The organism is Kitasatospora sp. NPDC059803, assembly GCF_042732255.1.
GTDB lineage: Bacteria > Actinomycetota > Actinomycetes > Streptomycetales > Streptomycetaceae > Kitasatospora.
In genome coordinates this window covers 1-25277 of sequence record NZ_JBHWIJ010000106.1, presented here as the reverse complement: position 1 = coordinate 25277, position 25277 = coordinate 1, and the positions used below count along the sequence as shown (strand labels likewise).

Annotated in this window: 26 protein-coding genes; 10 read left to right on the top strand and 16 right to left on the bottom strand. The window is 73.7% G+C overall.

Features of this window, described 5'->3' with window-relative positions; all coding sequences use genetic code 11:
* Positions 1-50: 50 nt before the first annotated feature.
* The 5 genes from ACFV6I_RS18680 to ACFV6I_RS18660 form a co-directional block, all read right to left on the bottom strand.
* On the bottom strand, positions 51-1070 hold the full coding sequence (locus tag ACFV6I_RS18680) for a lysophospholipid acyltransferase family protein (RefSeq protein WP_063348850.1): 1020 nt from the start codon (positions 1068-1070) through the stop codon (positions 51-53).
* A gap of 7 nt (positions 1071-1077) precedes the next feature.
* Positions 1078-2190: an NAD-dependent epimerase/dehydratase family protein gene (locus ACFV6I_RS18675; RefSeq protein WP_063351306.1), complete on the bottom strand. Its 1113-nt coding sequence runs from the start codon at positions 2188-2190 to the stop codon at positions 1078-1080.
* Positions 2191-2409: 219 nt separating this feature from the next.
* Positions 2410-2508: a 30S ribosomal protein bS22 gene (locus tag ACFV6I_RS18670; protein WP_003948845.1), complete on the bottom strand. Its 99-nt coding sequence runs from the start codon at positions 2506-2508 to the stop codon at positions 2410-2412.
* A gap of 189 nt (positions 2509-2697) precedes the next feature.
* Entirely contained in the window at positions 2698-2907 is a 210-nt protein-coding gene (locus tag ACFV6I_RS18665) for a helix-turn-helix domain-containing protein (protein ID WP_063351305.1), read from the bottom strand.
* A 226-nt stretch (positions 2908-3133) separates the two neighbouring features.
* Positions 3134-4330 carry an acetoin utilization protein AcuC gene (locus ACFV6I_RS18660; RefSeq protein ID WP_380426399.1) on the bottom strand — a complete coding sequence of 399 codons (1197 nt, stop codon included), beginning with the start codon at positions 4328-4330 and terminating at the stop codon, positions 3134-3136.
* A 120-nt stretch (positions 4331-4450) separates the two neighbouring features.
* On the opposite strand from ACFV6I_RS18660, the gene ACFV6I_RS18655 reads away from it, so the two are divergent.
* Positions 4451-4966: a hypothetical protein gene (locus ACFV6I_RS18655; protein WP_380375915.1), complete on the top strand. Its 516-nt coding sequence runs from the start codon at positions 4451-4453 to the stop codon at positions 4964-4966.
* 28 nt (positions 4967-4994) lie between these two features.
* Here ACFV6I_RS18655 and ACFV6I_RS18650 read toward each other — a convergent pair whose 3' ends face one another.
* The 3 genes from ACFV6I_RS18650 to proC all read right to left on the bottom strand — a co-directional run bounded on the left by ACFV6I_RS18650 (position 4995) and on the right by proC (position 7857).
* A complete protein-coding gene (locus ACFV6I_RS18650) occupies positions 4995-6191 on the bottom strand; it encodes an MFS transporter (protein WP_380426397.1) in 1197 nt (398 codons plus the stop codon).
* A gap of 165 nt (positions 6192-6356) precedes the next feature.
* Entirely contained in the window at positions 6357-7007 is a 651-nt protein-coding gene (locus ACFV6I_RS18645) for an HAD family hydrolase (protein WP_380426395.1), read from the bottom strand.
* A 22-nt stretch (positions 7008-7029) separates the two neighbouring features.
* A complete protein-coding gene (gene proC / locus ACFV6I_RS18640; RefSeq protein ID WP_063348845.1) occupies positions 7030-7857 on the bottom strand; it encodes a pyrroline-5-carboxylate reductase in 828 nt (275 codons plus the stop codon).
* Positions 7858-8022: 165 nt separating this feature from the next.
* On the opposite strand from proC, the gene ACFV6I_RS18635 reads away from it, so the two are divergent.
* Complete coding sequence (locus tag ACFV6I_RS18635; RefSeq protein ID WP_159398487.1) at positions 8023-8472, top strand: hypothetical protein; 450 nt, start codon at positions 8023-8025, stop codon at positions 8470-8472.
* A 157-nt stretch (positions 8473-8629) separates the two neighbouring features.
* Positions 8630-10012 carry a hypothetical protein gene (locus ACFV6I_RS18630; protein WP_380426393.1) on the top strand — a complete coding sequence of 461 codons (1383 nt, stop codon included), beginning with the start codon at positions 8630-8632 and terminating at the stop codon, positions 10010-10012.
* 3 nt (positions 10013-10015) lie between these two features.
* On the opposite strand, the gene ACFV6I_RS18625 is transcribed toward ACFV6I_RS18630, so the two are convergent.
* The 6 genes from ACFV6I_RS18625 to ACFV6I_RS18600 form a co-directional block, all read right to left on the bottom strand.
* Positions 10016-10546 (bottom strand): hypothetical protein, encoded by a 531-nt coding sequence (locus tag ACFV6I_RS18625; protein WP_380375907.1) that lies wholly within the window; start codon positions 10544-10546, stop codon positions 10016-10018.
* A 79-nt stretch (positions 10547-10625) separates the two neighbouring features.
* Entirely contained in the window at positions 10626-12470 is a 1845-nt protein-coding gene (ilvD, locus tag ACFV6I_RS18620) for a dihydroxy-acid dehydratase (protein ID WP_380426391.1), read from the bottom strand.
* A gap of 163 nt (positions 12471-12633) precedes the next feature.
* Complete coding sequence (locus ACFV6I_RS18615) at positions 12634-13401, bottom strand: class I SAM-dependent methyltransferase (protein ID WP_063348840.1); 768 nt, start codon at positions 13399-13401, stop codon at positions 12634-12636.
* Between the two features lie 46 nt (positions 13402-13447).
* Positions 13448-14275, bottom strand: coding sequence for a sugar phosphate isomerase/epimerase (locus ACFV6I_RS18610; RefSeq protein ID WP_079136295.1), 828 nt, complete (start codon positions 14273-14275; stop codon positions 13448-13450).
* 608 nt (positions 14276-14883) lie between these two features.
* Entirely contained in the window at positions 14884-15846 is a 963-nt protein-coding gene (locus ACFV6I_RS18605; RefSeq protein WP_063348839.1) for a Ppx/GppA phosphatase family protein, read from the bottom strand.
* A gap of 97 nt (positions 15847-15943) precedes the next feature.
* A complete protein-coding gene (locus ACFV6I_RS18600; protein ID WP_063348838.1) occupies positions 15944-16795 on the bottom strand; it encodes a glycerophosphodiester phosphodiesterase in 852 nt (283 codons plus the stop codon).
* Between the two features lie 267 nt (positions 16796-17062).
* On the opposite strand from ACFV6I_RS18600, the gene ACFV6I_RS18595 reads away from it, so the two are divergent.
* Positions 17063-17899 (top strand): hypothetical protein, encoded by an 837-nt coding sequence (locus ACFV6I_RS18595; RefSeq protein ID WP_063348837.1) that lies wholly within the window; start codon positions 17063-17065, stop codon positions 17897-17899.
* 66 nt (positions 17900-17965) lie between these two features.
* Here ACFV6I_RS18595 and ACFV6I_RS18590 read toward each other — a convergent pair whose 3' ends face one another.
* Both ACFV6I_RS18590 and ACFV6I_RS18585 read right to left on the bottom strand, forming a co-directional pair.
* A complete protein-coding gene (locus ACFV6I_RS18590) occupies positions 17966-19135 on the bottom strand; it encodes an NADH-quinone oxidoreductase subunit D (RefSeq protein ID WP_380426389.1) in 1170 nt (389 codons plus the stop codon).
* Complete coding sequence (locus tag ACFV6I_RS18585; protein WP_380426387.1) at positions 19132-20148, bottom strand: SAM-dependent methyltransferase; 1017 nt, start codon at positions 20146-20148, stop codon at positions 19132-19134. Before ACFV6I_RS18585 ends, ACFV6I_RS18590 begins: the two co-directional genes overlap by 4 nt.
* Before the next feature lie 128 nt (positions 20149-20276).
* On the opposite strand from ACFV6I_RS18585, the gene ACFV6I_RS18580 reads away from it, so the two are divergent.
* The 6 genes from ACFV6I_RS18580 to ACFV6I_RS18555 form a co-directional block, all read left to right on the top strand.
* On the top strand, positions 20277-21503 hold the full coding sequence (locus tag ACFV6I_RS18580; RefSeq protein ID WP_380426385.1) for a sensor histidine kinase: 1227 nt from the start codon (positions 20277-20279) through the stop codon (positions 21501-21503).
* 37 nt (positions 21504-21540) lie between these two features.
* Complete coding sequence (locus ACFV6I_RS18575) at positions 21541-22230, top strand: response regulator transcription factor (RefSeq protein WP_063348833.1); 690 nt, start codon at positions 21541-21543, stop codon at positions 22228-22230.
* 210 nt (positions 22231-22440) lie between these two features.
* Complete coding sequence (locus ACFV6I_RS18570) at positions 22441-23370, top strand: Rossmann-like and DUF2520 domain-containing protein (protein ID WP_380375920.1); 930 nt, start codon at positions 22441-22443, stop codon at positions 23368-23370.
* Positions 23370-24275, top strand: a complete 906-nt coding sequence (gene panC / locus ACFV6I_RS18565) for a pantoate--beta-alanine ligase (RefSeq protein ID WP_380338074.1) — start codon at positions 23370-23372, stop codon at positions 24273-24275. The genes ACFV6I_RS18570 and panC overlap by 1 nt, the downstream gene beginning before the upstream one ends.
* 103 nt (positions 24276-24378) lie before the next feature.
* The gene (gene panD, locus ACFV6I_RS18560; RefSeq protein ID WP_380375893.1) at positions 24379-24828 is read left to right on the top strand and encodes an aspartate 1-decarboxylase; all 450 of its coding nucleotides are present in this window, start codon (positions 24379-24381) and stop codon (positions 24826-24828) included.
* A 16-nt stretch (positions 24829-24844) separates the two neighbouring features.
* Positions 24845-25277: FAD-dependent oxidoreductase (locus ACFV6I_RS18555; RefSeq protein WP_380426383.1), on the top strand; the 433-nt coding region annotated here is incomplete at its 3' end.

Sequence of the window (25277 nt, the reverse complement as noted above, 5' to 3'; positions counted from 1 at the left end):
GCTCCCGTGCCCCGGGGGCCACGGGAGACCCCCCAGAGGTCGCGGGAAACCTAGAAGAACACCGACCGGCGCTGCACCAGCAGCTTGTAGAGCGTGTGCTGGATCGTCTCGCGCACCTCGTCGGCCAGGTCGAAGACCAGCATCGGGTCGTCCGCCGCCTCCGCCGGGTACCCGTCGGTGGCAATCGGCTCCCCGAACCGGATGGTCCACTTGGTCGGCAGCGGCAGCACGCCCAGCGGCCCCAGCCACGGGAAGGTCGGCGTGATCGGCACGTACGGCAGGCCCAGCAGCCGGGCCAGCGTCTTCACGTTGCCGATCATCGGGTAGGTCTCCTCGGCGCCGACGATCGAGCACGGCACGATCGGCACCTTCGCGCGCAGCGCCGAGGAGACGAAGCCGCCGCGCCCGAAGCGCTGGAGCTTGTACCGCTCGGCGAACGGCTTGCCGATGCCCTTGAAGCCCTCCGGCCAGACCCCGACCACCTCACCGCGCTCCAGCAGCGCCTGGGCGTCCTCGTTGCAGGCCAGCGTGTGGCCGGCCTTGCGGGCCAGCTCGTTGACGCCCGGCAGCACGAACACCAGGTCGGCGGCGAGCATCCGCAGGTGCCGGTGGTGCGGGTGGTGGTCGTGGATGGCGACCTGGGTCATCAGGGCGTCCAGCGGGATCGTCCCGGAGTGGTTGGCGACGATCAGCGCGCCGCCCTCGGCCGGGATGTTCTCGACGCCCTGGACCTCGATCCGGAAGTACTTCTCGGACAACGGGCGCAGCAGGGCGAGCAGCACCTCCTCGGTGAGCTCCCGGTCGAAGCCGAACTCGTCCACCTCGTAGTCGCCGGTGATCCGGCGGCGCAGGAAGGCCAGCCCGTCCGCGGCCCGGCCCTCCCAGCCCTTGCCGAACAGCCGGGTGGCCGCCGAACCGAGCTGCCCGGACAGCGCCCCGCCGACGGCGTCGGCGAGCCGGTCGGCTGGCCGGTCGGCGGGCCCGGGGTCGTCGGGCGAGGTCCAGCTGGGGGCGGACTCGATCGGGATGACCCTGGCCTCGCCCGGCGCGTTCTCGGCTGCGGCACTCATCGCGGGTTCAGCTCCTGGGTCGGCGGGGGCGGTCGGTACGGACGGTGGGGACGCCGGCGGCCGGGGCCCGCACCGGGCCGAGCAGGGCGGCCAGCCGGTCGGTGACGGCGGCCAGCCGCTCGGGCGGCAGCAGGCCGGACCCCTGCGCGGCGGCGAAGTCGGCGAAGGCCTCCGGGGTGGTGAACGCCGGGCGGTAGCCGAGCGTCTCGCGCAGTCGCGTGGTGTCCACCACCCGGCCGTGGGTGAGCAGCCGCAGCTGCTCCGGCGAGACGTCCAGCAGCCGGGTCTGCCGGGCCAGCCCGGCCATCCAGCTGACCGCGGGCAGCAGCAGCGGCACGGTCGGCCGGCCGAGCCGGCGGGCGCACTGGGAGAGCAGCAGGACGCCCTCCCCGGCCACGTTGAAGGTCCCGGTGTTGACGGTGCCCGGTTCGGCCTCGGCGGCGGCCCGGCAGAGCACCGCGACGGCGTCGTCCTCGTGCACGAACTGCAGCCGGGGGTCGTAGCCGAGGACGGTCGGCAGCACGGGCAGCGCGAAGTACTCGCTGAGCGGGGTGTCCGCGGCGGGGCCGACGATGTTGGCGAAGCGCAGGACCGTCACCGCGACGTCCGGGCGGCGCCGGGCGAAGCCGCGGACGTAGCCCTCGACCTCCGCCGCGTCCTTGGCGAAGCCGCCGCCGGGCGGGTTCTTCGGCTGGATGCGCTCGGTGAACACCGCCGGGTCGCGGGGCGCGGAGCCGTAGACGCCGGTGGTCGACTTCACCACCAACCGGCGCACCCCGGGCGCCTTCTGGCAGGCGCCGAGCAGCTGCATGGTGCCGATGACGTTGGACTCCTTCACCGCGGAGCGGTTGGTGGAGCCCAGGCCGGTGGCGCTGACGCTGAGGTGGACCACGGTGTCGACCCGGTGCTCGGCGATCACCCGGGAGACCGCCGGGCGGCGCAGGTCGAGCTGGTGGAAGCGGTACTCGGCGGCCGGTCCGTCCGGCTCCTCGACCGGCAGCCGGGGCGGCTGCACGTCCACGCCGACCACCAGGTCCACGCCCGGACGGCGGCGGACCTCGGCGGCGAAGCGGGCACCGAGATGGCGTGCCACGCCGGTGACGAGCACGACCACGCCCACGGTGTGCACCCCATTCCCTCGGCCCGAGCGGCCTGCGTGCACCGTACCGCGCCGCCCTGCCGGGCCGTGAAACGACACCGCCCGCCCAGGCCGAGGCCTGGACGGGCGGTGGAACGCCTGAACCCCGCCAAGGCGGGGCGCACTACTTCTTCCTGCGCCGTTGTACGCGAGTCCGCGACTAATCCCCGCCTGGGCGGGGCCGAAGCGCAGGCTCAGGCGTTACTTCTTGTTGCGACGCTGGACCCTGGTCCTCTTCAGAAGCTTGCGGTGCTTCTTCTTGGCCATACGCTTGCGACGCTTCTTGATGACAGAGCCCACGGAACAACCCTCGCTCACTGAGACTCGCGCCCGTGAGAGACGGAGTCCATACGACTGACGGACGGCCTAGCCTACCGTCCACGGGCCCTGGGCCGTAATCGTGCTCCCGGTGACCGGGAAACTCGCGGGGAATCCCCGGCGAACGGGGGTGGGATCCGCAGCTGCGGCCCCACCCCCGCCCACCCGGAACTACGCGCTCTCAAGCCTCACGTAGGACTCCTTGAGGTACTCGTGCACCGCCTGCTGGGGCACCCGGAAGGACCGCCCGACCCTGATGGCCGGCAGCTCTCCGCTGTGCACCAACCGGTACACCGTCATCTTCGACACCCGCATGACCGAGGCAACCTCCGCCACGGTCAGGAAGACGACTTCCTGCAAGGGGCGTTCGCCGGAACTCATGACCATCACCCGACCCTTCACCCGTGTGCAAGGCACCGGCTTCCCCTCCGGTGACTCCACCGGCACACGTGTATCCCCAGAGTAGTTATGGGTGGTACCAGTGGGAAGAGGGGAGGTGCGGTCCTCGTACGGTGAGAGATAGGACTGTTGCAGTACGTAGTCACTCGGCGGAACGCGGGAGCGGGCATACGCACGGCCCACCCGCACCTGGGCCGGGAGGCCGGTCTCAGGCCAGGAGTCCGAGGTGGGGGAACACCGCGCGGCGGCTGGCGAGGATGGCCTGATCGAGTCGGTCGGCCGGATCGTAACCCGCGTCGAAGTCGCGCCAGACCGGTCGGGCGCCGTCGGTCATCCGCAGCGGGGCGGGCCGGCGGGTGCGGCGGTAGACCTCGGCGCGCCAGGACTCGGGGGTCTCGGTGGCCGGGTCGACGGGCCGTCCGGCGGCGGTGGCGACCAGGTGGGTCCAGGTGCGCGGGACGACGTCCACGACGGCGTAGCCGCCCCCGCCGGTGGCGATCCAGCGGCCGCCGGTGAGCTGGTGGGCGAGGTCGTGCAGTTCCTCGGCGATCATCCGCTGGGCGTCCAGCGTGACGGCGAGGTGGGCGAGCGGGTCCTCCAGGTGGGTGTCGGCACCGTGCTGGGTGACCAGGACCTGCGGGCGGAAGGCGGTGAGCAGTTCGGGCACCACGGCGTGGAAGGCGCGCAGCCAGCCGGCGTCGCCGGTGCCGGCCGGCAGCGGCAGGTTGGCGGCGGAGCCGGGGGCGTCCGGGCCGCCGGTCTCGGTGGGCCAGCCGGTCTGCGGGAAGAGCGTGGCGGGGTGCTCGTGGAGCGAGATCGTGAGCACCCTGGGGTCGTTCCAGAAGGCCTGCTGGACGCCGTCCCCGTGGTGGACGTCCACGTCGACGTAGGCGACCCGCTCGGCGCCGAGTTCGAGCAGCCGGGCGACGGCCAGCGCCGGGTCGTTGTAGACGCAGAAGCCGGAGGCCTTGGCGGGCATCGCGTGGTGCAGTCCGCCGGCGAAGTTCACCGCGTGCGGGGTCTCCCCGTGCCAGACCGCCTCGGCGGCGGCCACGGACTGACCGGCGATCAGCGCGGAGGCCGAATGGATTGCGGGGAAAGCCCAGTTGTCGTCGGTGCCGAGCCCGTGCCGGGGATCCGACTCGTCGGGGTGGGCGGCGGCGTATTTGACCGCCTCGACGTACTCCCGGGTGTGCACCAGCCGCAGGGTGGACTCGCCGGCGGGCGGTGCGGCCCGCACCGTCACCCCGGGCCCGGCGTCCAGTCCGAGGGCCTCGACCAGGCGCATGGTGAGCGCCAGCCGGGTCGGGTCCATCGGGTGGCCGGGGCCGAAGTCGTAGGCGGTGACGGCCTCGTCCCAGAAGAGGTGCAGGCCGCAGGGGGTGTCACGCTCGGCGTCGGGCATGGCCTCCACCGTAGCGGGTGGGGGTGGCCGGGCCTTGTCCAGGGCGCGCCGGGGGCGGGGCTCAGGGCCCCCGCGGAGGCCCTACAGACAAAACCTTCACGACTTCATATCCTCTCCGCCATGAAGCCATTCAGCGCGCAACGCCTTGGGGTAATTCTCGCTGCATTACTGGGACTTGGCCTGCTCTTTGCCGCCCAGCCGGCCTCCGCCGCGGTTAGCGGCAGCTCGTTCGCCGTCGACAAGAAGACGGCGGCGCCGGGCGACCAGCTGACCCTGACGCTCTCGCTCACCAACACCGAGACCACCGACATCTACTTCGCCTACGAGTACATCCAGCCGATCTGGCCGGCCAACCAGCAGACCGGCGCGTTCACGGTCACCGGGTGCTCCGGTGACTCCACCGACTGCGCCGTCAGCGGGAACAACGCGAACTTCCACTTCCGGGCGCCGATCGCCCCGGGCGAGACCCGCACCGTCGCGGTCACCGTCCAGATCACCTCGGCCCCGACCTGGACCGGGCCGTACACCCTGAACTGGGCACCGTACGTCTACTACGAGTACTACCAGTCGGGTGGTGGCATCAAGGACCAGCTGTGGGCCAACGGCCTGCCCGAGCTGGCCACCGTGATCGGCTGACCTCCCTCCCCGCCCCAGCTCGCCCCCGTCACACCCTGGCGGGGGCGAGCGCCGGGGCCGGGGCGAAGCGCTCGGCCAGCGGCAGGACGGCGAGCACCAGCAGCATCGGGGCGAGCAGCGCCCAGCGGTACGAACTCGCGTCGGCGATCGTCCCGACCAGCGGCGAACCGATCAGGAAGCCCACGTAGTTGAAGAGGTTCAGCCGGGCCACCGCGGCGTCCGAGTCGGCCGGGAACAGCCGGCCCCCGGCCGCGAACACCTGCGGGATGATCGCGCAGATGCCGAAGCCGAGCACGGTGAAACCGGCGATCCCCACCCAGGCGGTGGGCGCGGCGGCGGCCAGCGCGAAGCCGAGCGCGGCCAGCCCGGCACCGGCCCGGACCACCGGGACGGCGCCCCAGCGCTGCACGGCGCGGTCGCCCAGCGCGCGGCCCAGCAGCATCGCGACCATGTAGCCGAGGTAGGACAGCTTGGCGACGTCCGCGGCGCTGCCCAGGCCGTCGGTGAGGTACTTGACGCTGTAGTTGGAGACCGAGGCGTCGGCGATGTACGCGAAGGCCATCGCCAGGCACAGCGGCAGCAGCGGCCGCCAGGGGATGGACCGCGCGGCAGCCTCGGCGGCCTCCCGTACGGCGTCCCCGAGTTCGGCCGGTCCGGCGAATCGGGTGCCGGTCAGCAGGGCCAGCGGGGCGATCACCGCCGCGGCCGTGCCGAACAGCACTGGCAGGCCGAGGTCGTAGTGCGAGCCGAGGCCGGCGAGGGCCGCCCCGAGGATGCCGCCGAGGCTGAACGCGGCGTGGAAGCCGATCATGATCGAGCGGCCGTAGCGGTGCTGCAGGCCCACCCCCAGCATGTTCATGCTCGCGTCGAGCGCGCCCACCAGCAGGCCGAACGCCCCGAGCGCGACGGCGAGTTGCCAGAGCGTGTCGCCGAGGCCGGCGCCCGCGAGGCTGAGGCAGACCAGCGGCTGGACGACCCGCAGCACGGCCCGCGCGCCGGTGCGCTTCACCAGCTGCTCGGAGGTGATCGAGCCGACCCCGGCGAGGACCGGCACCGCGGCCAGGAACAGCGGCAGCAGCGCGTCGCTCAGCCCGTACCGGTGCTGGATCTCCGGAATGCAGGTGACCAGCAGCGCGAAGGTGGTGCCCTGGAGCAGGAAGCTGACGGCGAGCGCGGCCCGCCCGGCGCGCAGGCCGGGCGGGATCGCGGGTGACGCGGCACTCATGACGGACCTCGCTACTGGCCGGTACGACGATGTTGGCGAGAGCGTAGGCGGTGGACCGCGATTGCGGGAGGGGTCGCGCAGGGACTTTCCGCCGTCGGGCACAAGGCCGCGCGGAACGGGTCGGGACAGGACGGGTCAGAGCGGAACGGGTCGGAACAGGGAGGGTCAGAGCAGGGCGGTGACCTCGGAGAGGTCGGCGATCAGCCCGGTGGCCCCGGCGGCGGTCAGCTTCGCCGGGTCGGTGAGCGCGGTGTAGCCGTACACGTCCATGCCCGCGGCCCGGGCCGCCAGCACGCCGTTGGGGCTGTCCTCGACGACCAGGCAGCGGGCCGGGTCGACGCCGAGGGTGCGGGCGGCGTGCAGGAAGAGGTCCGGCGCGGGCTTGCCCACGCCGACGTCCTGGGCGCTGAAGATCCGCTCCTCGGCGACGTACCCGCGCAGGCCGGTGACGTCCAGCGCGGTGCGGATCCACACGTGGTGCGCCGAGGAGGCCAGGCAGTAGGGGACGGAGCGCTGACGCAGTTCCTTCAGCAGCAGCTCCGCACCCCGGACGGCCGTCAGCTCGGTGCCGAACGCGTCGAAGACCCGGCCGTGGAACAGCTCGTCGAAGCCCTCCGGCAGCGTCGCGCCGTCGTACCGCTCGGCGATCACGTCGTGGATGCGGTGGGCAGCGCAGCCCATGAAGTCCCGGTAGGAGTCCTCGACCGTGGTCGGGTAGCCGAGTTCGGTCAGGTACGCGGCCAGCACCCGGTTGGAGAGCGGCTCGCTGTCCACCAGGACACCGTCGTTGTCGAAGATCACCAGGTCGTAGGCCATGCCGTCGAGCCTACCCAGTCGGCTACTTGCCCCCGGAGGCGAGCTCCCGGGAGCGGTCCCGGGCCGCCTCCAGGGCGCCCAGCAGCGCGGCCCGCACCCCGTGGTTCTCCAGCTCGCGGATGGCCGCGATCGTGGTGCCGGCCGGGGAGGTGACGGCCTCGCGCAGCTTCACCGGGTGCTCGCCGGAGTCGCGCAGCATCACCGAGGCGCCGATCGCGGACTGCACGATCAGGTCGTGCGCCACCTGCCGGGGCAGGCCGAGCAGGATGCCGGCGTCGGTCATCGCCTCGACCAGGAAGTAGAAGTAGGCCGGGCCGGAGCCGGAGAGCGCGGTGGCCGCGTCCTGCTGGGCCTCGGGCAGCCGCAGCGCCTTGCCGACCGAGCTGAAGATCTCCTCGGCCCGCTCCAGGTGCTCCTCGGTGGCGTGCGAGCCGCCGGAGATGACGCTCATCCCCTCGTCCACCAGGACCGGCGTGTTGGGCATCACCCGGACCACCGGGGTGCCGGCCGCCAGCCGCTCCTCGAACCAGGCGGTGGGGATGCCGGCCGCGGCCGAGATCACCAGCCGGTCCGCGCCGACGTGCGGGGCCAGCTCCTCCAGCAGGGTGCCCATGTCCTGCGGCTTGACGGCGAGGATCAGGGTGTCGGCGAGCTTGGCGGCCTCGGCGTTGGAGGCGGCCACCACGCCGTAGCGGGCGGCGAGTTCGGCGGCGCGCTCGGGGCGGCGGGCGGTCACCAGGACGTCCGCCGGGTCCTTGCCGGCCCGCAGCAGGCCGGAGAGCAGGGCCTCGCCGATCTTGCCCGTGCCCAGGAAGGCGATTTTCTGTCCGTGTGCTGCGCTGGCGCCCATGGCCGCTCCTTACCTCGGTACTGCGGCCATCCTCGCACCGCGCGGGGGCACCCGCCGGGACCGTCCAGCCCGTGGTCGACGACGAGTTGCCCGACCTCGTCCCTAGGGAGAATCTCGGGGGTTTCCCCTATGGCCTCCGGCGCCGCGCGGGAGCACCGTGGAGTCATGGCACACGACGAAATGTCCCGACGTGAGAACCGGCAACTCGCCGTCGCCTCGGCGACCGTGGGACCGTGGCGGACGGCCGCGGGGGTCGGTGCGGTGGTGGGTGCGACCGCCCTGGGGATCGACGCGATCTCCGGGCACTGGTCACTGGGCATGCTGGCCGGGCCGGCCGGCTGGGCCCTGTTCTTCTTCTTCCTGGTCGGCACCGTCGGCGGGCAGCTGCGCCGCGACACCTCCGAACGGCGGCTGCGCCGCTGGGCGAACGACCACCCGTGGCAGTCGGCCCTCCCGGCGGCCGGCGGACTGCTGGTGCTGGACATGCTGGCGCAGCTGCTGCTCGGGGACGCGGGCCTGTTCGGCGCGTTCTTCCTGGCGCTGCTGCCGGCCGGCATCCTGCTGGCCGTCGCCGGCATCGTGGGGTCGGTGAAGCAGGCCCGCACCAAGGACTGACGCCCCCGCAGGGCGGCCCGGACTCGACCGGACCCGGCCGGAACGGAACGGAATAGAACGGAACAGACCGGGACGGATCGCCGCGCCCGCGCACGAGTTCACCACAAGGTGTGCCCCCGATCGACGAATCGTCACACCCCGTCGGCATACTGGCGCGATGCCGATAGCCGAAGATCCACAACCGCGCCCCGCCGAGGGCCGTGAGCCGGGCGGGTCCGACCCGTCCGGAGCGGGCGGGAAGGACCCGTTCGCCGACCTCGTCCTGGACGAGGAGTTCGTCAAGGGGGCCGCCGTCACCGAGCAGTCCGGGCGCACCCGGATGCTGGCCGCCCGATGGAAGCACACCCCGCCGGTCGACCCGGGCGGCCGCCGCTCGGTCAACGACGGCCCGGCCAAGGCCGGCCGCCGATTCGGCCGCACGCCGAAGCCCCCGGTGACCGACCCCTGGGGCAACCCGCGCCCGCGCCGCCGCCGGCTGGACTGGCGCGCGCCGCTGTACGTCGTGCTGACCATCGCGGTGCTGCTCGCGGCCCTGAACCTCGACGGGCTGCGCAGCTGGTACTCCGACCACTACGGCGGGGGCTCCTCGAACGCCCACACCCCCGTGCCCACCGTCGCCCCGGAGACGGCCCAGCCGACCGCCGCGCCGCCGAAGGTCGACGAGCAGCAGCCGACCGTGGACCACCCGTGGGCCGGTTCCGTCGCCGAGGGCTGGCCGAACGGCGCGGAGGCCTTCGTCCTGCCCGACACCCGGGCCACCGGCGTGTTCTCCGCCGAACAGGTCGGCGCCCAGCTGCAGTTGGTCAAGGACTACCTGACCGCCGCCAACCTGGACCCGCAGGTGATCGCGGGCGGCCGGCCGGAAGCCGCCCTGGCGCTGCTGGACCGGGAGGACCGGGACCGCGCGATCAACGCGCTGGCCAACCCCGCCAAGGACACCGACCCGACCACCTGGTTCAGCCGCTTCGACCAGCGCGAGGCCGTCCAGGTGGGCGACACGGTCAAGGTGCAGGGCCGGATCACCTTCGAGGGCGACGGGGACAAGGGCCTCCTCGTCCACGCCGACTTCAGCTACGTGTACGCGATGCGCCCCGGCCCGGACGCCGCCAAGCGCGCCGCGTCACCCCAGCCGCCGACGGGCGGGCAGCCGCCGACGAAGCCGGCCGCGCCGAAGGACGGCACGGCCAAGCCGGTGGGTCTGCTGGTGCCGGTGGGTCTGCTGGTGCCGACGGCCGACGTGGCCGGGGACACCTGGACCACGCGCACGATCGTGCGCCGGGTCGAGAACTTCCGCTTCTACGACCCGGCCCGCTACCGGGTCAACCCGAAGAAGCTCGTGTTCGGCGAGGGCGGCGGGTCGGAGTCCGCCAACTCGTCCTGTGACGTCTACGACGGCTACTACCACCCGGAGTTCGACCAGTTCGCGGCGCAGTCGCCGGACGCCCCGGGCAGCCGTCCGACCGGCCCCACGACCGACCCGTACGACCGCCGCAAGGACCTGTCGACCCGCGACGAGTGCGGCGCGGCCAGCCGCCTCTGAGGCTCAGCCCCGGCGCTTGCCCCGGCCCGGCGCCTTGGTGCCGGGCCGGCCGCTGCGGCCCGCCTGGCGCTTCTCGTACTGGGCGACGGCCCGCTCGTACGAGGAGCGCCTGACCGCCTCGCCGGGGGCCTCGACCAGGCTGCGGGCGAAGTAGGCGGCCAGGCTGCCGGCGCCGCCGATGAGCCAGACCGCGCCGAGCGACTTGTCCTCGGCCATCCAGCCGCTCAGCTGGTCCTTGCCCTCGGTGAGGACCTTCCAGGTGCGCATGACGCACATCATCGAGCAGACCGCGATCGCGGCCGTCAGCAGCCCGTTCAGGAAGCCGCCGCCGTCGGAGAGGGCGACGCCCTCGACCCCGAAGCGCAGCAGCAGGACGGCGACGGCGGTCGTGACCAGCGCACCGGCCGACACGGCGACGCGGCGCAGCCAGTAGCCGTTGTCCCGGTTCACCCAGCTGGTGCCGAACCAGCGGATCGGCTCCGGCTCGGGGGCGCCGGCGGGCTTGGGTGCGGGGGTGGGGGGCTGCTCGCTCACGGGGTCGATTATCACCCAACGCGCGAGGAACCGCCCCGGCCTGCGGGACGGCTCCTGCGGTGCTGCGGTGCCGCGGGGCTCAGCCGAGCTTGGTGACGTCGCGGACGGCGCCCTTGTCGGCGGAGGTGGCCATCGCGGCGTAGGCGCGCAGGGCCTGGCTGACCTGGCGGTCACGGTTCTTCGGGCGGTAGCCGCCCGCGGCCTCCAGGGCGCGGCGGCGCTCGGCCAGGACCTCGTCGGGCACCTCCAGGGAGATGCTCCGGCCGGGGATGTCGATGGCGATCGTGTCGCCGTCCTCGACCAGGGCGATGGTGCCGCCGGAGGCGGCCTCCGGGGAGGCGTGGCCGATGGACAGGCCGGAGGTGCCGCCGGAGAAGCGGCCGTCGGTGACCAGCGCGCAGGCCTTGCCGAGGCCGCGGCCCTTGAGGAAGGACGTCGGGTAGAGCATCTCCTGCATGCCCGGGCCGCCCTTGGGGCCCTCGTAGCGGATGACGACGACGTCGCCCTCCTTGACCCGCTTGGCGAGGATCGCCTCGACGGCGTCGTCCTGGGACTCGACGACCACGGCCGGGCCGCTGAAGGTCCAGATCGACTCGTCGACGCCGGCGGTCTTCACGATGCAGCCGTCCTCGGCGAGGTTGCCGTGCAGGACGGCGAGGCCGCCCTCGACCGAGTAGGCGTGCTCGACGCTGCGGATGCAGCCCTTGGCGGCGTCGGTGTCCAGCGACTCCCAGCGCTCGGACTGCGAGAAGGCCTCGGCGGAGCGGACGCAGCCGGGGGCGGCGTGCCACAGTTCGACGGCCTCGGCGGAGGGCGAACCGCCGCGCACGTCCCAGGTCTTGAGCCACTCGGCGAGCGAGTCGGAGTGGACGGTGTGGACGTCCTCGTTGAGCATTCCGCCGCGGTACAGCTCGCCGAGGATGGCGGGGACGCCGCCGGCCCGGTGCACGTCCTCCATGTAGTACGAGCCGTTGGGCGCGACCTTGGACAGGCAGGGCACCCGGCGGGAGACGGCGTCGATGGCCCGCAGGTCGAAGTCCAGCTCGGCCTCCTGGGCGGCGGCGAGCAGGTGCAGGATGGTGTTGGTCGAGCCGCCCATGGCGATGTCCAGGGCCATCGCGTTCTCGAAGGCGGCGCGGGTGGCGATCGCGCGGGGCAGCACCGAGGCGTCGTCCTGGCCGTAGTGGCGGTCCGCGATCTCGACGACCGCCCGCCCGGCCCGCTCGTACAGGGCCTTGCGGGCGGTGTGGGTGGCGAGGACGGAGCCGTTGCCGGGCAGCGAGAGGCCGATGGCCTCGGTGAGGCAGTTCATCGAGTTGGCGGTGAACATGCCGGAGCACGAGCCGCAGGTGGGGCAGGCGTTCTCCTCGATGATCGCGATGTCCTCGTCGGAGACGTTCTCGTTGGCCGCCTGGGAGATCGCGTCGATCAGGTCGAGCCTGCGCACGGTGCCGTCGACGAGGGTGGCCTTGCCGGCCTCCATCGGGCCGCCGGAGACGAAGACGGTCGGGATGTTCAGGCGCAGCGCGGCCATCAGCATGCCCGGGGTGATCTTGTCGCAGTTGGAGATGCAGATCAGCGCGTCGGCACAGTGCGCGTTGACCATGTACTCGACCGAGTCGGCGATCAGGTCGCGCGAGGGCAGCGAGTAGAGCATGCCGCTGTGGCCCATCGCGATGCCGTCGTCCACGGCGATGGTGTTGAACTCGCGCGGGATGCCGCCCGCCTGCTTGATCGCCTCGGAGACGATCCGGCCGACCGGCTGGAGGTGGGTGTGGCCCGGGACGAACTCGGTGAAGGAGTTGGCGACCGCGATGATCGGCTTGCCGAAGTCCTCGCGGGCTACGCCGGCGGCCCGGAGAAGCGCCCGGGCGCCTGCCATGTTGCGACCGTGGGTGACCGTACGGGACCTCAGCTCGGGCACTGTGCTCCACTCCTTCGGGGCTCTCGCCGGCGCCCCGCCGGTAGGAGGATGCGGGGGCCGCTGTGGCTACCGAGCCTACGCCCGCCGTCCAGGCGGCGGACGGTCCGTCCGCGATGCGGGCACGCGGGCGGGCCGTCCGGGCGCGGGTCGGGCAAGGTGCAGGTCAGGCCGGGGTGATCCCCACCGCCAGCTCCAGGACGTAGGGCTCGACCACCCAGCCGTCGGGGAACTCGGCGATCATCGCCTGCCGCTCGACGGCCAGCACCGGTTCGCGCTCGGCGGGGGACAGCGCGGCCATGAACGAGCGGGAGACCAGGTCGTCGAGCACGTGGTCGACGGTGGCCCGCCGCTCCCAGCGCAGCACCGCGCGTTCGACCGTCAGCCCGGCCGGGGCGAGGAGGGCGGTGAACTCGGCGACCCGGCCGTAGCCGTGGTAGTTGGGCAGCGCGGCGCTCAGCCGCTCCACCCGGGCCCGGACCCAGGGCACGGTCTCGTCGTGCACGTTCCACCAGACGGCGAGGGCGCCGCCGGGCCGCAGCACCCGGATCGCCTCGGGGATGGCCCGTTCGGTGCGGGTCCAGTGGAAGGACTGGGCGTAGCTGATCAGGTCCGCGGAGTCGTCGTGGAACGGCAGTTCGTCACCGCCGGCCCTGACCAGCGGCAGGCCCGGCGAGGAGGCCAGGAACTGGGCGGCCATGCCCGCGTTGGGCTCCACCGCGACGACGTCGGCGCCGCGCGCGGCCAGCAGCCGGGTGGCGATGCCGGTGCCGGCGCCGATGTCCAGCACCCGGGCGCCCTTGAGGCTGCGGCCGGACAACCGCTCCAGCGCCTCGAACAGCCCGTCCGGGTAGCCGGGGCGGCCCCGGTCGTACTCGGCGGCGACCCCGCCGAAGCTCTCGGCGATCTCCCGGAAGCCCTGTCGATCCGTCATCTCTCCCCCTACCCAAGGAAGTTCGCACCCAGCCGGGCGCGGTTCCTCAGCGTACGCGCGAGGGGGTGGCCAGGTGCAAGCGGGTGAAGGCGAGCGCCTCGGCCAGGTCGGCCTCGCGTTCGGCGGGGGACGCGGAGCGGCGGGTGTTGACCTCCAGCACCACGTGGCCGTCGAAACCGGTACGGGCCAGGTGCTCCAGCAGTTCGGCACAGGGCTGCTTGCCGCGGCCCGGGATCAGGTGTTCGTCCTTGCCGGAGCCGCTGCCGTCGGCGAGGTGGATGTGGGCGAGCCGGTCGCCCATCCGCTCGACCATGGCGAACGCGTCGATCCGGGAGGTGGCGACGTGCGAGAGGTCGATGGTGAAGTGCCGGTACTCCTCGTCGGTGACGTCCCAGCCCGGCGCGTAGGCCAGCACCTCGCGGTCGCGGTAGCGCCACGGGTACATGTTCTCCACCGCGAAGCGGACGTCGGTCTCGCCCGCCATCCGGTTGATGCCCGTCACGAAGTCCCGGGCGTACTGGCGCTGCCAGCGGAACGGCGGGTGGACCACGACGGCGCTCGCGCCGAGCTTCTCGGCCGCCGCCCGGGCCCGGACCAGCTTGGTCCACGGGTCGGTGGTCCACACCCGCTGGGTGATCAGCAGGCAGGGCGCGTGCACGGCCAGGATCGGCAGCTGGTGGGCGTCGGAGAGGCGGCGCAGGGCGTCGATGTCCTGGCTGACCGGGTCGTTCCAGACCATCACCTCGACCCCGTCGTAGCCGAGCTTGGCGGCCAGCTCGAAGGCGACGGCGGTGCCCGCCGGGTACACCGACGCGGTGGACAGGACCACCTTGGTGTCGGGAATGTGCAGGGCCGGGTGCGAGGGCAGCACCAGCCGGTCGGTGGTGCGCAGCAGCGGCGGGCGGGCGGCGTCGCGCCGGGCGGCCTTGACCGAGCGCACCGACTGGACGGCGGCCTTGGCGGCGCCGGCGGCCCGGGCGGTACGGGTCTCCCGGGGGGCTGCCGTCGCGGCGGCCTTCCGCGTCCCGGGCTTCCGCGCTTCGGGCTTCGCCCCGGCGGGCTTCCTCGCTTCGGGCTTCCTCGCTTCGGACTTCGTCCCGGCAGGCTTCGTCCCGGCGGTCGTCTTCGCCTCGGACGTGTCCCCCGCGGGCGTCTTCGCCTTGGGCGCGGACGGCTGCTCGGCGGCCTTGCGCGCCGCGCTCTTGCGCCCGGTGCGCCGGGCCGCCTCGACGGCCTTCGCGGCCTGCGCCCCGGTGGCACCCTTGACGGCCTTGCCGAGTTTGCGGCGCGGGCCGTCCGGCCGCGGCTGCCCGTCCCCGGGAGCGCGGCCCTCCCGCGTCCCGTCCTCACCCGCTGGTTGCGCCACGGGAGACAGCGTAAGCGGACCGCGCTCCGAACGGGACCGGATCCCCGGCCGGCCCCGGCGGGAGCCGCCGGACGGGCCATGGGGCCCACGGTGTGGAGCCCTGCGGCGCGCGGGCCCTACGGGGTGAGGGCCGGGCGGCGGCGGTCGGCGGCGCCGTCCATGGCGTCCAGGCGGCGCAGGATGATGCCCTCGCGCAGCGCCCACGGGCAGACGTCCAGCTCGTCGAGGCCGAACAGGTCCATCGCGGCGTCCGCGACCAGTGCCCCGGCCAGCAGCTGCTTGGCGCGGCCCTCGGAGACGCCGGGGATCCGCGCCCGTTCCTCGACGGTCATCGAGGACAGTCGCGGCAGCCAGGCGGACAGCCCGCTGCGGGTGAGCCGGCGGTCGGCGTACGGGCCGGCGTCGGCGGGGGCGGCGCCGGTCATCCGGGCCAGCTGCTTGAAGGTCTTGGAGGTGGCGACGGCGTGCTGCGGCGCGCCGAGCCGGGCGACCTCGCCCACGACGGTGGCCATCTCGGCCCGGATGTGGCGTCTCAGCCCGCGCAGCCCCTCCGGGTCGGCGATGTCGCCGGGCAGCCAGCGGGCGGTGAGCCGGCCGGCGCCCAGCGGCAGCGAGCAGGCGACGTCGGGCTGCTCGTCCTGACCGCAGGCGATCTCCAGCGAGCCGCCGCCGATGTCCAGGTTGAGCAGTCGGCCCGAGGACCAGCCGAACCAGCGCCGGACGGCCAGGAAGGTGAGCCGGGCCTCGTCCTGCCCGGACAGCACCCGCAGCTCCACCCCGGTCTCCGTGGCGACCCGGCGCAGCACCTCCTCGCCGTTGGCGGCCTCCCGGACGGCGGAGGTGGCGAACGGCAGGATGTCGACGACGCCCTTGTCCTCCGCGACCCGCAGCGACGAGGCGATGTGGCCGACCAGCCGCTCGACGCCTGCCTCGCTTATCGCGCCGTCGTCGTCGAGCAGTTCGGCCAGCCGCAGCTCGGCCTTGTGCGAGTACGCGGGCAGCGGGGCGGCACCCGGATGGGCGTCCACCACGAGGAAGTGGACGGTGTTGGAACCTACGTCGAGTACACCGAGTCGCATAACTCTCCACGCTACGCGATCCGGCCCCGGGCGAAACCGGTCTCGACCGTCTTCACACTGGTCCCGCCCGTACCCCGCCTCCGGCGACCGGACGCCCTCAGTGGCCGCGCGGTCCGGCCCGGCGCTCGGGGCGGCAGTTGGTGTCCACCCAGCGGCGGGCCCGGCCCGGGGTGTCCGTGATCAGGCCGTCCGCGTCCCGGGCCGACATCAGCTGCCAGGACTCCTCGTCGTCGAGCGTCCAGACGTACACCTCGCGGCCCGCCTTGCGCTCGGCGGCGATCCGGGAGGCGCTGGCCAGCGCCGCGTCCAGGGCGATGCCGCGCAGCGGCAGGTCGCCCGGGTCCTCGGCGATCGCGGAGCCCTGGATCAGCACGACCGGCAGGGCGGGCGCGGCGGCGTGGGCCTGGCGCAGGTGCTCCGCCGAGAACGAGTAGAGGACGACCCGGGCACCGCTGGCGGCGGCGATCCGGGCGATCCGGGTGACGTCCTCGGCGCGCTGCCACTTGATCTCCATCAGCAGGGTGGCGTTGCTGTCGGAGAGGCGCTTGAGCAGTTCCTGGAGGGTGGGGACGGGCTCGGTGGGGCCGGGGCCGACGGTCACTCCCAGGGCGGCGATCTGGGCGGCGGTGAGGTCGGCGACGGCGCCCTTGCCGTTGGTGGTGCGGTCCACCGTGGGGTCGTGCATCAGCACCGGGACGCCGTCCCTGGTGGTCTGGACGTCGGTCTCCAGCCAGTCGGCGCCCTGGTCGAGGGCGGTTTCGAAGGAGGCCATGGTGTTCTCGGGGGCGTTGCGCGGGGCGCCCCGGTGACCGATCACCACCGGGGCGTCGCACAGCGGAGCGGCGGCGGCCGTCCGGGCCCGCAGCGCGGGCGCGGAGGCGCACCCGGCGGCCAGGACCGCGAGGGCGGCGAGGACGGCCGTGTGGGCGGCGCGGGGCGAGGCGGTCACGGCTCGGTGCTCCAGTGGTGATCCGGGGTGTTCCAGGGCATCCAATACGGGTCAACGCGAGATCATCAAACTGATCTGACAACCCGACAGTGGCGCCCGGTTCCCTCCAGCCTGCGGTCGGCCGGCCCTCGCCGACGCCACGGCGCACCCCGGATCACCCGGACGGGTCCCGGCCGGCCGGCCCGAAGGCTCTACCCTTGCCGGGTGGCACCAGCAGAAACGTCCAAGAAGAAGTCCAAGGCCTCCCCCGCCCCCGTCGACCTGGCGATGCCGACCCTGCGCGGCGAGAGCCCGCTCGGCGGGATCCCCCGTGACGAGGTCCCGCTCGACTTCCCGCGCGCCTGGGTCGAGTTCGCCGACCCCGACGACGAGGAGCAGGTGTTCCGCTGTGACCTCACCTGGCTGACCTCCCGCTGGGGTTGCGTCTTCGGCCAGGGCTGCCACGGCATCCGCGAGGGCCGCGGCGAGTCGGACGGCTGCTGCACGCTGGGCGCGCACTACTCGGACGAGGACGACGAGAAGCGCGTCCTCGGCCACGCGGCGCGGCTGACGCCCGAGCTGTGGGAGAACTTCGCGCACGGCACCGACGCCGCGGGCCGGATCACGTCCGACGGCGGCATCACCATGCTCGACGAGGACGGCGACCGCCAGACCCGCCGGGTCGGCGGGGCGTGCATCTTCGTGAACAGCCCCGGCTTCGCGGGCGGCGCCGGCTGCGCGCTGCACGCGCTGGCGCTCAAGGAGGGCCGGGAGCCGCTGGAGACGAAGCCGGACGTCTGCTGGCAGCTGCCGGTCCGCCGCACCTACGACTGGATCGACCGGCCGGACGACACCCGCTACCTCCAGGTCTCGATCGGCGAGTACGACCGCCGCGGCTGGGGCCCGGGCGGCCACGACCTGCACTGGTGGTGCACCGGCAGCCCGGCGGCGCACCAGGGGCCGGACCCGGTGTACGTCAGCTACCGCCCCGAGCTGACCGAGCTGATGGGCAAGGCGGCGTACGACGTGCTGGCCGGCCTGTGCGCGGAGCGGATCGCCACCAAGGGCGACCGCAAGGTGGCCCCGCACCCGGCCGACCCGGCCAAGCGGCCGAAGAAGGGCTGAGCCCGGGAAGCACCGGGCCCGAAAAGCACGGGACCTGCGCAGGCCCGGCCCGCGAAGGGCCGGGCCCTACTTGTCGATGTCCCCGACGACGAAGAACATCGACCCGAGGATCGCCACCATGTCCGCGACCAGCGTCCCGGGCAGCAGCTCGGTCAGCGCCTGGACGTTGTTGAAGGACGCCGAGCGCAGCTTGAGCCGCCACGGCGTCTTGTCGCCGCGCGAGACCAGGTAATAGCCGTTGATGCCGAGCGGGTTCTCGGTCCAGGAGTAGGTGCTGCCCTCGGGGGCCTTGAGCACCTTGGGCAGCCGCTGGTTGACCGGGCCGGGCGGCAGGGTGGCGATCTTGTCGAGGCAGGCGACGGCGAGGTCCAGCGAGTTGAGGGTCTGCTCCAGCAGGCACTCGAACCGGGCCAGGCAGTCGCCCTCCTCGCGGGTGACCACGGTGAGCACCTCCCGCAGCTCGTCGGAGTCGTACGCGAGGTAGGGCTCGTCGCGGCGCAGGTCGAGGTCGAGGCCGCTGGCGCGGGCGATCGGGCCGCTGACGCCGTACGCCTGGGCCTGGGCCCGGGTGAGGATGCCGACGCCGGCGGTGCGGGCGCGGAAGATCTCGTTGCCGAGGACGAGGTCCTCGAAGACCGGCAGCTGGGAGCGGACGGTGGCGACGGCGGTGCGGACGCGGCCGAGCCAGCCGGCCGGGAGGTCCTCCTTGAGGCCGCCGACCCGGTTGAACATGTAGTGCATGCGCCCGCCGGAGGCCTCCTCCAGGACGTGCTGGAGGTCCTCGCGGCCGGTGAAGGCATGGAAGATCGGGGTGATGCCGCCGAGTTCCAGCGGGTAGGAGCCGAGGAACATCAGGTGGTTGAGCACCCGGTTGAGTTCGGCGAGCAGGGTGCGGATCCACACCGCCCGCTCGGGGACCTCCATGCCGAGCATCCGCTCGACGCCGAGGACGACGCCGAGCTCGTTGCCGAAGGCGGAGAGCCAGTCGTGCCGGTTGGCCAGCATGATGATCTGCCGGTAGTCGCGGGCCTCGAACAGTTTCTCCGCGCCCCGGTGCATGTAGCCGATCACCGGCTCGGCGGTGATGATCCGCTCGCCGTCGAGCACCAGCCGCAGCCGCAGCACGCCGTGCGTGGCGGGGTGCTGCGGGCCGATGTTGAGCACCATGTCGGTGGTGCCCGCCTCGCCGGTGAAGTTCTCGGCTCCCGCCCCGATGCCGACCGTGGTCTCCCTCATGGGGTCAGAGTCTGCCACCCCGGCAGGGCGGCCAGGGCCTCCGGTACCGGCATGCGGACGGCCTGGGCGAGCCAGCCGAACGCGCCGAGCCCGGCCGGGTCGGTCAGTTCGGCGCCCTCGCCGGCCCCGCCGAGCGCCCGCAGGTAGCCGACCGGGTCGCTGGAGGCGAGCGCGAGCGGCGGCCGGGCACCGCTCACGCCGAGGGCGCGCAGGGCGTCCCGCTGGGTTGTCCACAGGCTGTGGAGACCAGGTGCGGCGACGGAGTCCAGAGCGACGTGCGCGGTGACGTCGCAGGAGCCGTCCGGCACCGGCGCCACCTCGCGGCCGCCCCGGAAGCCGGTCAGGGTGCCGAACAGCGGGCGCCGGTCGGCGGTGTGCCCGTAGTCGACGGCGACGGCCAGGCCGCGCTCCAGCCCGGCGACGGCCCGCGCCCAGGCGGCGTCCCGCGTGCCGCCGAACTCCACGGAGTCCCCGGGGTGCCCGACCGGCCACCAGCGCTCGGCCCAGGCCGCGTCGGCCGCCGAGGCGGGCCCGCCGAGCCGCTCCCCGCCGGTCGCGGTGTCCACCTCCCGGTAGCGCAGCACCCCGCCGTCGTCGACCTCGCCGACGTCCAGCGGCACGTTGTCCAGCCATTCGTTGGCGAACAGCAGCCCGGTGACGCCGCGCGGCACCTCGTCCGTCCACAGGGCTGTGGACGGCAGGCCCGCCGGGCGCCGCGCGATCTCCACGCCGTACGGGCGCAGCCGCGCCAGCACCTCGCCGGGCAGTTCGGCCAGCACCCCGGTGAGCAGTTCACCGCGCCCGGCCCCGACGTCGACGAGGGCCAGCTCCTCCGGACGGCCTAGGGCGGCGTCAACCTCCAGCAGCAGCCGGGCCACCGCGCGGGCGAACCGCGGCGAGGCGTGCACCGAGGTGCGGAAGTGCCCGGCCGGACCCTCCGACCTGCGGTAGAAGCCGCCGTCCGGGTCGTACAGGGCCTGCTCCATGGCGGGCGCCCACCGCATCCAAGTCATAGCGCGGGACGCTACCCGCAGCCGGGCGCGCCCTCCCCACCGGTACGGTGCGTCTCCGACCTACGGAGTAGGACGGATCGCCCTACCGGCGGACCTGAACACGCCAGGTGACTGCCTAGGCTGGAGACGTGCATCGACTCAACGCCTGGCTCCGCCGTCACCCCGTGGTGGTCGACGCCGCCTGGGCTGCGATGGTGCTCTTCGTCGGCCTGCTGCCGAACGACAGTTTCAGCGACGGCTGGCGCTTCGACGCACAGATCCTGATCGCGGTGCTGCTGCCCGCGCTGATGGTCTTCCGCCGACGCTTCCCCGACATCACCGTGGCGGCCGCCACCGGCCTCGGCCTCGGCCAGGTGGCCGCCGACGTCCTCCCGGCCGCCTCCTCCCTCGCCTACCTGGTGTTCGCGTACACCGGCGCCGCCTTCGGCCAGAAGTGGACGTCCCGGCTGGCACTGGTCGCCGGGCTGGCCGCCGGGCCCCTGGTGTTCTGGCAGCTCCACCCGCTGAAGACGGTCGCCAACGGCGCCGGGGACTACCACACCCGCCCGTACTCCTTCGGCGAGGCGGCGCTGATCACGCTGCTGATGAGCACCCCGTTCATCCTGTGCTGGGCATGGGGCCGACTGACCAGGGTGCGCCGCGCCTACCTGACCGAGCTGGAGGACCGCGCCGCCCGGCTGGAGCGCGAGCGGGACGCCCAGTCCAAGGTGGCGGTGGCCGCCGAGCGCGCCCGGATCGCCCGCGAGCTGCACGACGTGGTCGCACACAACGTCTCGGTGATGATCGTCCAGGCCGACGGCGCCGCGTACGTGCTCGACAACTCGCCGCAGCAGGCGAAGGAGGCGCTCGGCACGATCGCGTCCACCGGCCGGCAGGCGCTGGTCGAGATGCGCCGCCTGCTGGGTGTGCTGCGCACCGCCGACACCGCCGAGGAGTACGTGCCGCAGCCGGGCGTCGAGGAGCTGCCGGAGCTGCTGGAGCAGGTCCGCACGGCCGGGCTGCAGGTGGACTACGCGACCTCCGGGCATCCGCGCGAGCTGCCGCGCGGCGTCGAGCTGACGGTCTACCGGATCGTCCAGGAGGCGCTGACCAACGTCCGCAAGCACGGCGGCCCCGACGTGCACGCCCGGGTCGCGGTCGACTTCGGCGAGCGCGAGCTGGCCGTCCTGGTCGAGGACGACGGCCGCGGCAGCACCGACGAGCAACTGGCCGTCGGCGGCACGGACGGCCTCGGCCACGGCCTGATCGGCATGCGCGAGCGGGTCGGCATGGTCAGCGGCAGCCTCGACGTGGGCCCCCGCCCCGGCGGCGGCTTCCGGATCCGCGCCATCCTGCCGCTCAAGGCGGCCCACTAACCCCCCGGTCCCCCCGACGCCCCCTGAAGGAGCCACCTTGACCATCCGCGTGATGCTCGTCGACGACCAGGAACTGCTGCGCACCGGCTTCCGGATGATCCTGCAGTCGCAGGGCGACATCGAGATCGTCGCCGAGGCCGGCGACGGCGCCCGGGCCCTGGAGGAGCTGCGGCACACCCAGGTGGACGTGATCCTGATGGACGTGCGGATGCCGCGCCTGGACGGGGTGCAGACCACCCGCCGGATCTGCCTGGCCGAGGACGGCAGCCCCGTGCCCAACGCCCCGCACGTGCTCATCCTGACCACCTTCGACCTGGACGAGTACGCCTTCGCCGCACTCAAGGCCGGCGCCAGCGGCTTCCTGCTCAAGGACGTCCCGCCGACCGAGCTGGTGGCCGCGATCCGCGCGGTGCACGGCGGGGACGCGGTGGTCGCGCCGACCACCACCCGCCGCATGATCGACCGCTTCGCCGAGGTGCTGCCGACCCCGCAGAGCGCGCCCGGCTCGGACGCCCTCGGGCCGCTGACCGAGCGGGAGCGGGAGGTGTTCCTGCTGGTCGCCCAGGGGCTGTCGAACGGCGAGATCGCGGCCCGGCTGGTGCTCTCCGAGGCCACCGTGAAGACCCACGTCGGCCGGATCCTGGCCAAGCTCGGCCTGCGCGACCGGGTCCAGGCCGTGGTGCTCGCCTACGAGGCCGGGCTGATCCGGGCCGGGGCGACGGACTGAGCGGCCCCGGGCACCCCGGGCGTCCCGTGGAGCACCCCGTGGAGGACCGGCTGAGCGCCCGTAGAATGGGCCGGTACGTCCGGTACCCGAAGAGGACCGGAACGAGGAGCTAAGGACGAGGGCCGGGCCGTGAACACGTCCGACAGTGCCGACCACGCCGCCGACGGCGGGTTCGCCCCGCTCGCCGACGGCTTCGGCGATCCGAGCCACCTGAACGACCCGCGCCACCCGAGCTACCCCGACGACCCGGCCGACCCCGGCAACCGCCCGGCCCGGCTGGCCGTCGGCGTGGTCGGCACCGGCCGGGTCGGCCCGGCACTGGGCGCCGCCCTGCAGCTCGCCGGGCACACCGTGGTCGCCGCCTCCGGGGTGTCCGCCACCTCCCGCCGCCGCGCCGAGGCACTGCTGCCGGGGGTGCGGATCGTCACCCCGCCGCAGGTGCTGGCCGCCGCCGACCTGGTGCTGCTCACCGTGCCGGACGACACGCTGGCCGACCTGGTGGCCGGCCTCGCCGCGACCGGCGCCGTCCGCCCCGGGCAGCTGCTGGTGCACACCTCCGGCGCGCACGGCGTCGGCATCCTGGAGCCCGCCACCCGGGCCGGGGCGCTGCCGCTGGCGCTGCACCCGGCGATGACCTTCACCGGCACCTCCGTCGACCTGGACCGGCTGGCCGGCTGCCCGTTCGGGGTGACCGCCCCCGAGGAGCTGCGGCCGGTCGCCGAGGCGCTGGTGGTGGAGATGGGCGGCGAGCCGGAGTGGGTGCCGGAGCAGGTCCGCCCGCTCTACCACACGGCCCTCGCGCACGGCGCGAACCACCTGGTCACCCTGGTCGCGCAGGCGATGGACCTGCTGCGCACGGCCGGCGTCGCCGAGCCCGGCCGGCTGCTCGGCCCGCTGCTCGGCGCCGCCCTGGACAACAGCCTGCGCTCCGGCGACGCGGCCCTCACCGGCCCGGTCGCCCGGGGCGACGCGGGCACCGTGCGGCGCCACCTGGCGCAGCTCAGTACGGTGTCCCCGGACATCCCGGCGGCCTACCGCGCGATGGCCCGCGCCACCGCGCAGCGGGCGCTCGCCAACGGGACGATCGACGAAGCGTCGGCGGCGGCGCTGCTGGACGTACTGAACGAGGAGAATCGCTAATGGCACGCGGAAAGCAGCCGGTCAGGACCCAGCGGGCGCCGAAGGTCCACCGGGCCGTCGTCACTCGCACCGTGGACGACTTCGAGGCCGCGTTCTGGCCGGACGAGCGCCCGGTCGACAACGCCGTCGTGATGACCATGGGCGCGCTGCACGAGGGCCACGCCGCGCTGATCCGGGCCGCCCGCAAGCAGGTCGGCCAGGAGGGCCGGGTCGCGGTGACGGTCTTCGTCAACCCGCTGCAGTTCGGCCCGGCCGAGGACCTGGAGCGCTACCCGCGCAGCCTGGACGAGGACGTGAAGCTGGCCGAGGAGAACGGCGCCGACGTGGTGTTCGCGCCCTCCGTCGACGAGGTGTACCCGAACGGCCGCCCGCAGGTGCGCCTGTCGGCCGGCCCGATGGGCGAGCGCTTCGAGGGCGCCACCCGCCCCGGCCACTTCGACGGCGTGCTGACCGTCGTCGCCAAGCTGCTGCACATCACCGACCCGGACTTCGCGTTCTTCGGCGAGAAGGACGCGCAGCAGCTCGCGATCATCCAGCGGATGGTCGCCGACCTGGACTTCGACGTCGAGGTGGTCGGGGTGCCGACCGCCCGCGAGGAGGACGGGCTGGCGCGCTCCTCGCGCAACCGCTACCTCTCCGCCGACGAGCGCGAGCAGGCCCTCGCCCTCTCCAAGGCGCTGTTCGCCGGCCGGGACGCCGCCGCCCAGGGCCCGAAGGCCGTCCGCGAGGCCGCCTCGGCCGTCCTGGACGCGGCCGAAGGCATCAACCTCGACTACCTCGCCCTGGTCGACCCGCACGACTTCAGCGAAGCGGCGGACGACTTCCAGGGCGCGGCGGTGCTGGCCGTCGCCGCGACGGTGGGTTCCACCCGCCTGATCGACAACGTCCACGTCATCTGCCGCTAGGTCCTGTCCGGCCGGACAGGACCTGGGCAGCCGGCCACCCGGCACGGAACCGTTCGGTAAGAGCTCCCCTTTAGGCATGCACTCACAGGAGGCGTGACCCGCAATGCTCCGCACCATGCTCAAGTCCAAGATCCACCGGGCCACCGTGACCCAGGCCGACCTGCACTACGTCGGCTCCGTCACGGTGGACGAGGACCTGCTCGACGCCGCCGACCTGCTCCCCGGCGAGCTGGTCCACATCGTCGACATCAACAACGGCGCCCGGCTGGAGACCTACACCATCGCCGGCCCGCGCGGCTCCGGCGTGATCGGCATCAACGGCGCCGCCGCCCGCCTGGTCCACCCCGGCGACCTGGTCATACTCATCGCCTACGGGCAGATGGACACGGCCGAGGCCAAGGGCTACGCACCGAGCATCGTCTTCGTGGACGAGCGGAACCGGATCACCGGCCTGGGCGGCGACCCCGCCGAGGCCCCGGAGGGCACCGGACTGCTCCGCGGCGACGAGGCGTACGGTGACGGCAACGGCGCGGCCCCGACCGCCGCGCGCTGAAGGAGCCACTGACGCCATGTCCGCCACGCACCGCCTCACCGCCCCGGCCCCCGGCTGGACCGCCACCACCGACGTGGTCGTGGTCGGCTCCGGGGTGGCCGGCCTCACCGTCGCCCTCAACGCCCGCAAGGCCGGTCTGCGGACCATGGTGGTCACCAAGGCGATGCTGGACGACGGCTCCACCCGCTGGGCCCAGGGCGGCATCGCGGCCGCCCTGGGCGAGGGCGACACCCCCGCGCAGCACCTGGACGACACCCTGGTGGCCGGCGCCGGGATCTGTGACGAGGAGGCCGTGCGCACCCTGGTCACCGAGGGCCCGGACGCCGTCCGCCGGCTGATCGCCCGGGGGGGGGGCCCCCCCCCCCGGGCCCCCCCCCCCCGCCCGGGCACAAACGCCAGGGGGCGAGCCACCCCCCCGCACCCCCCCCGCCGCCGGGAGGCCACAGCCC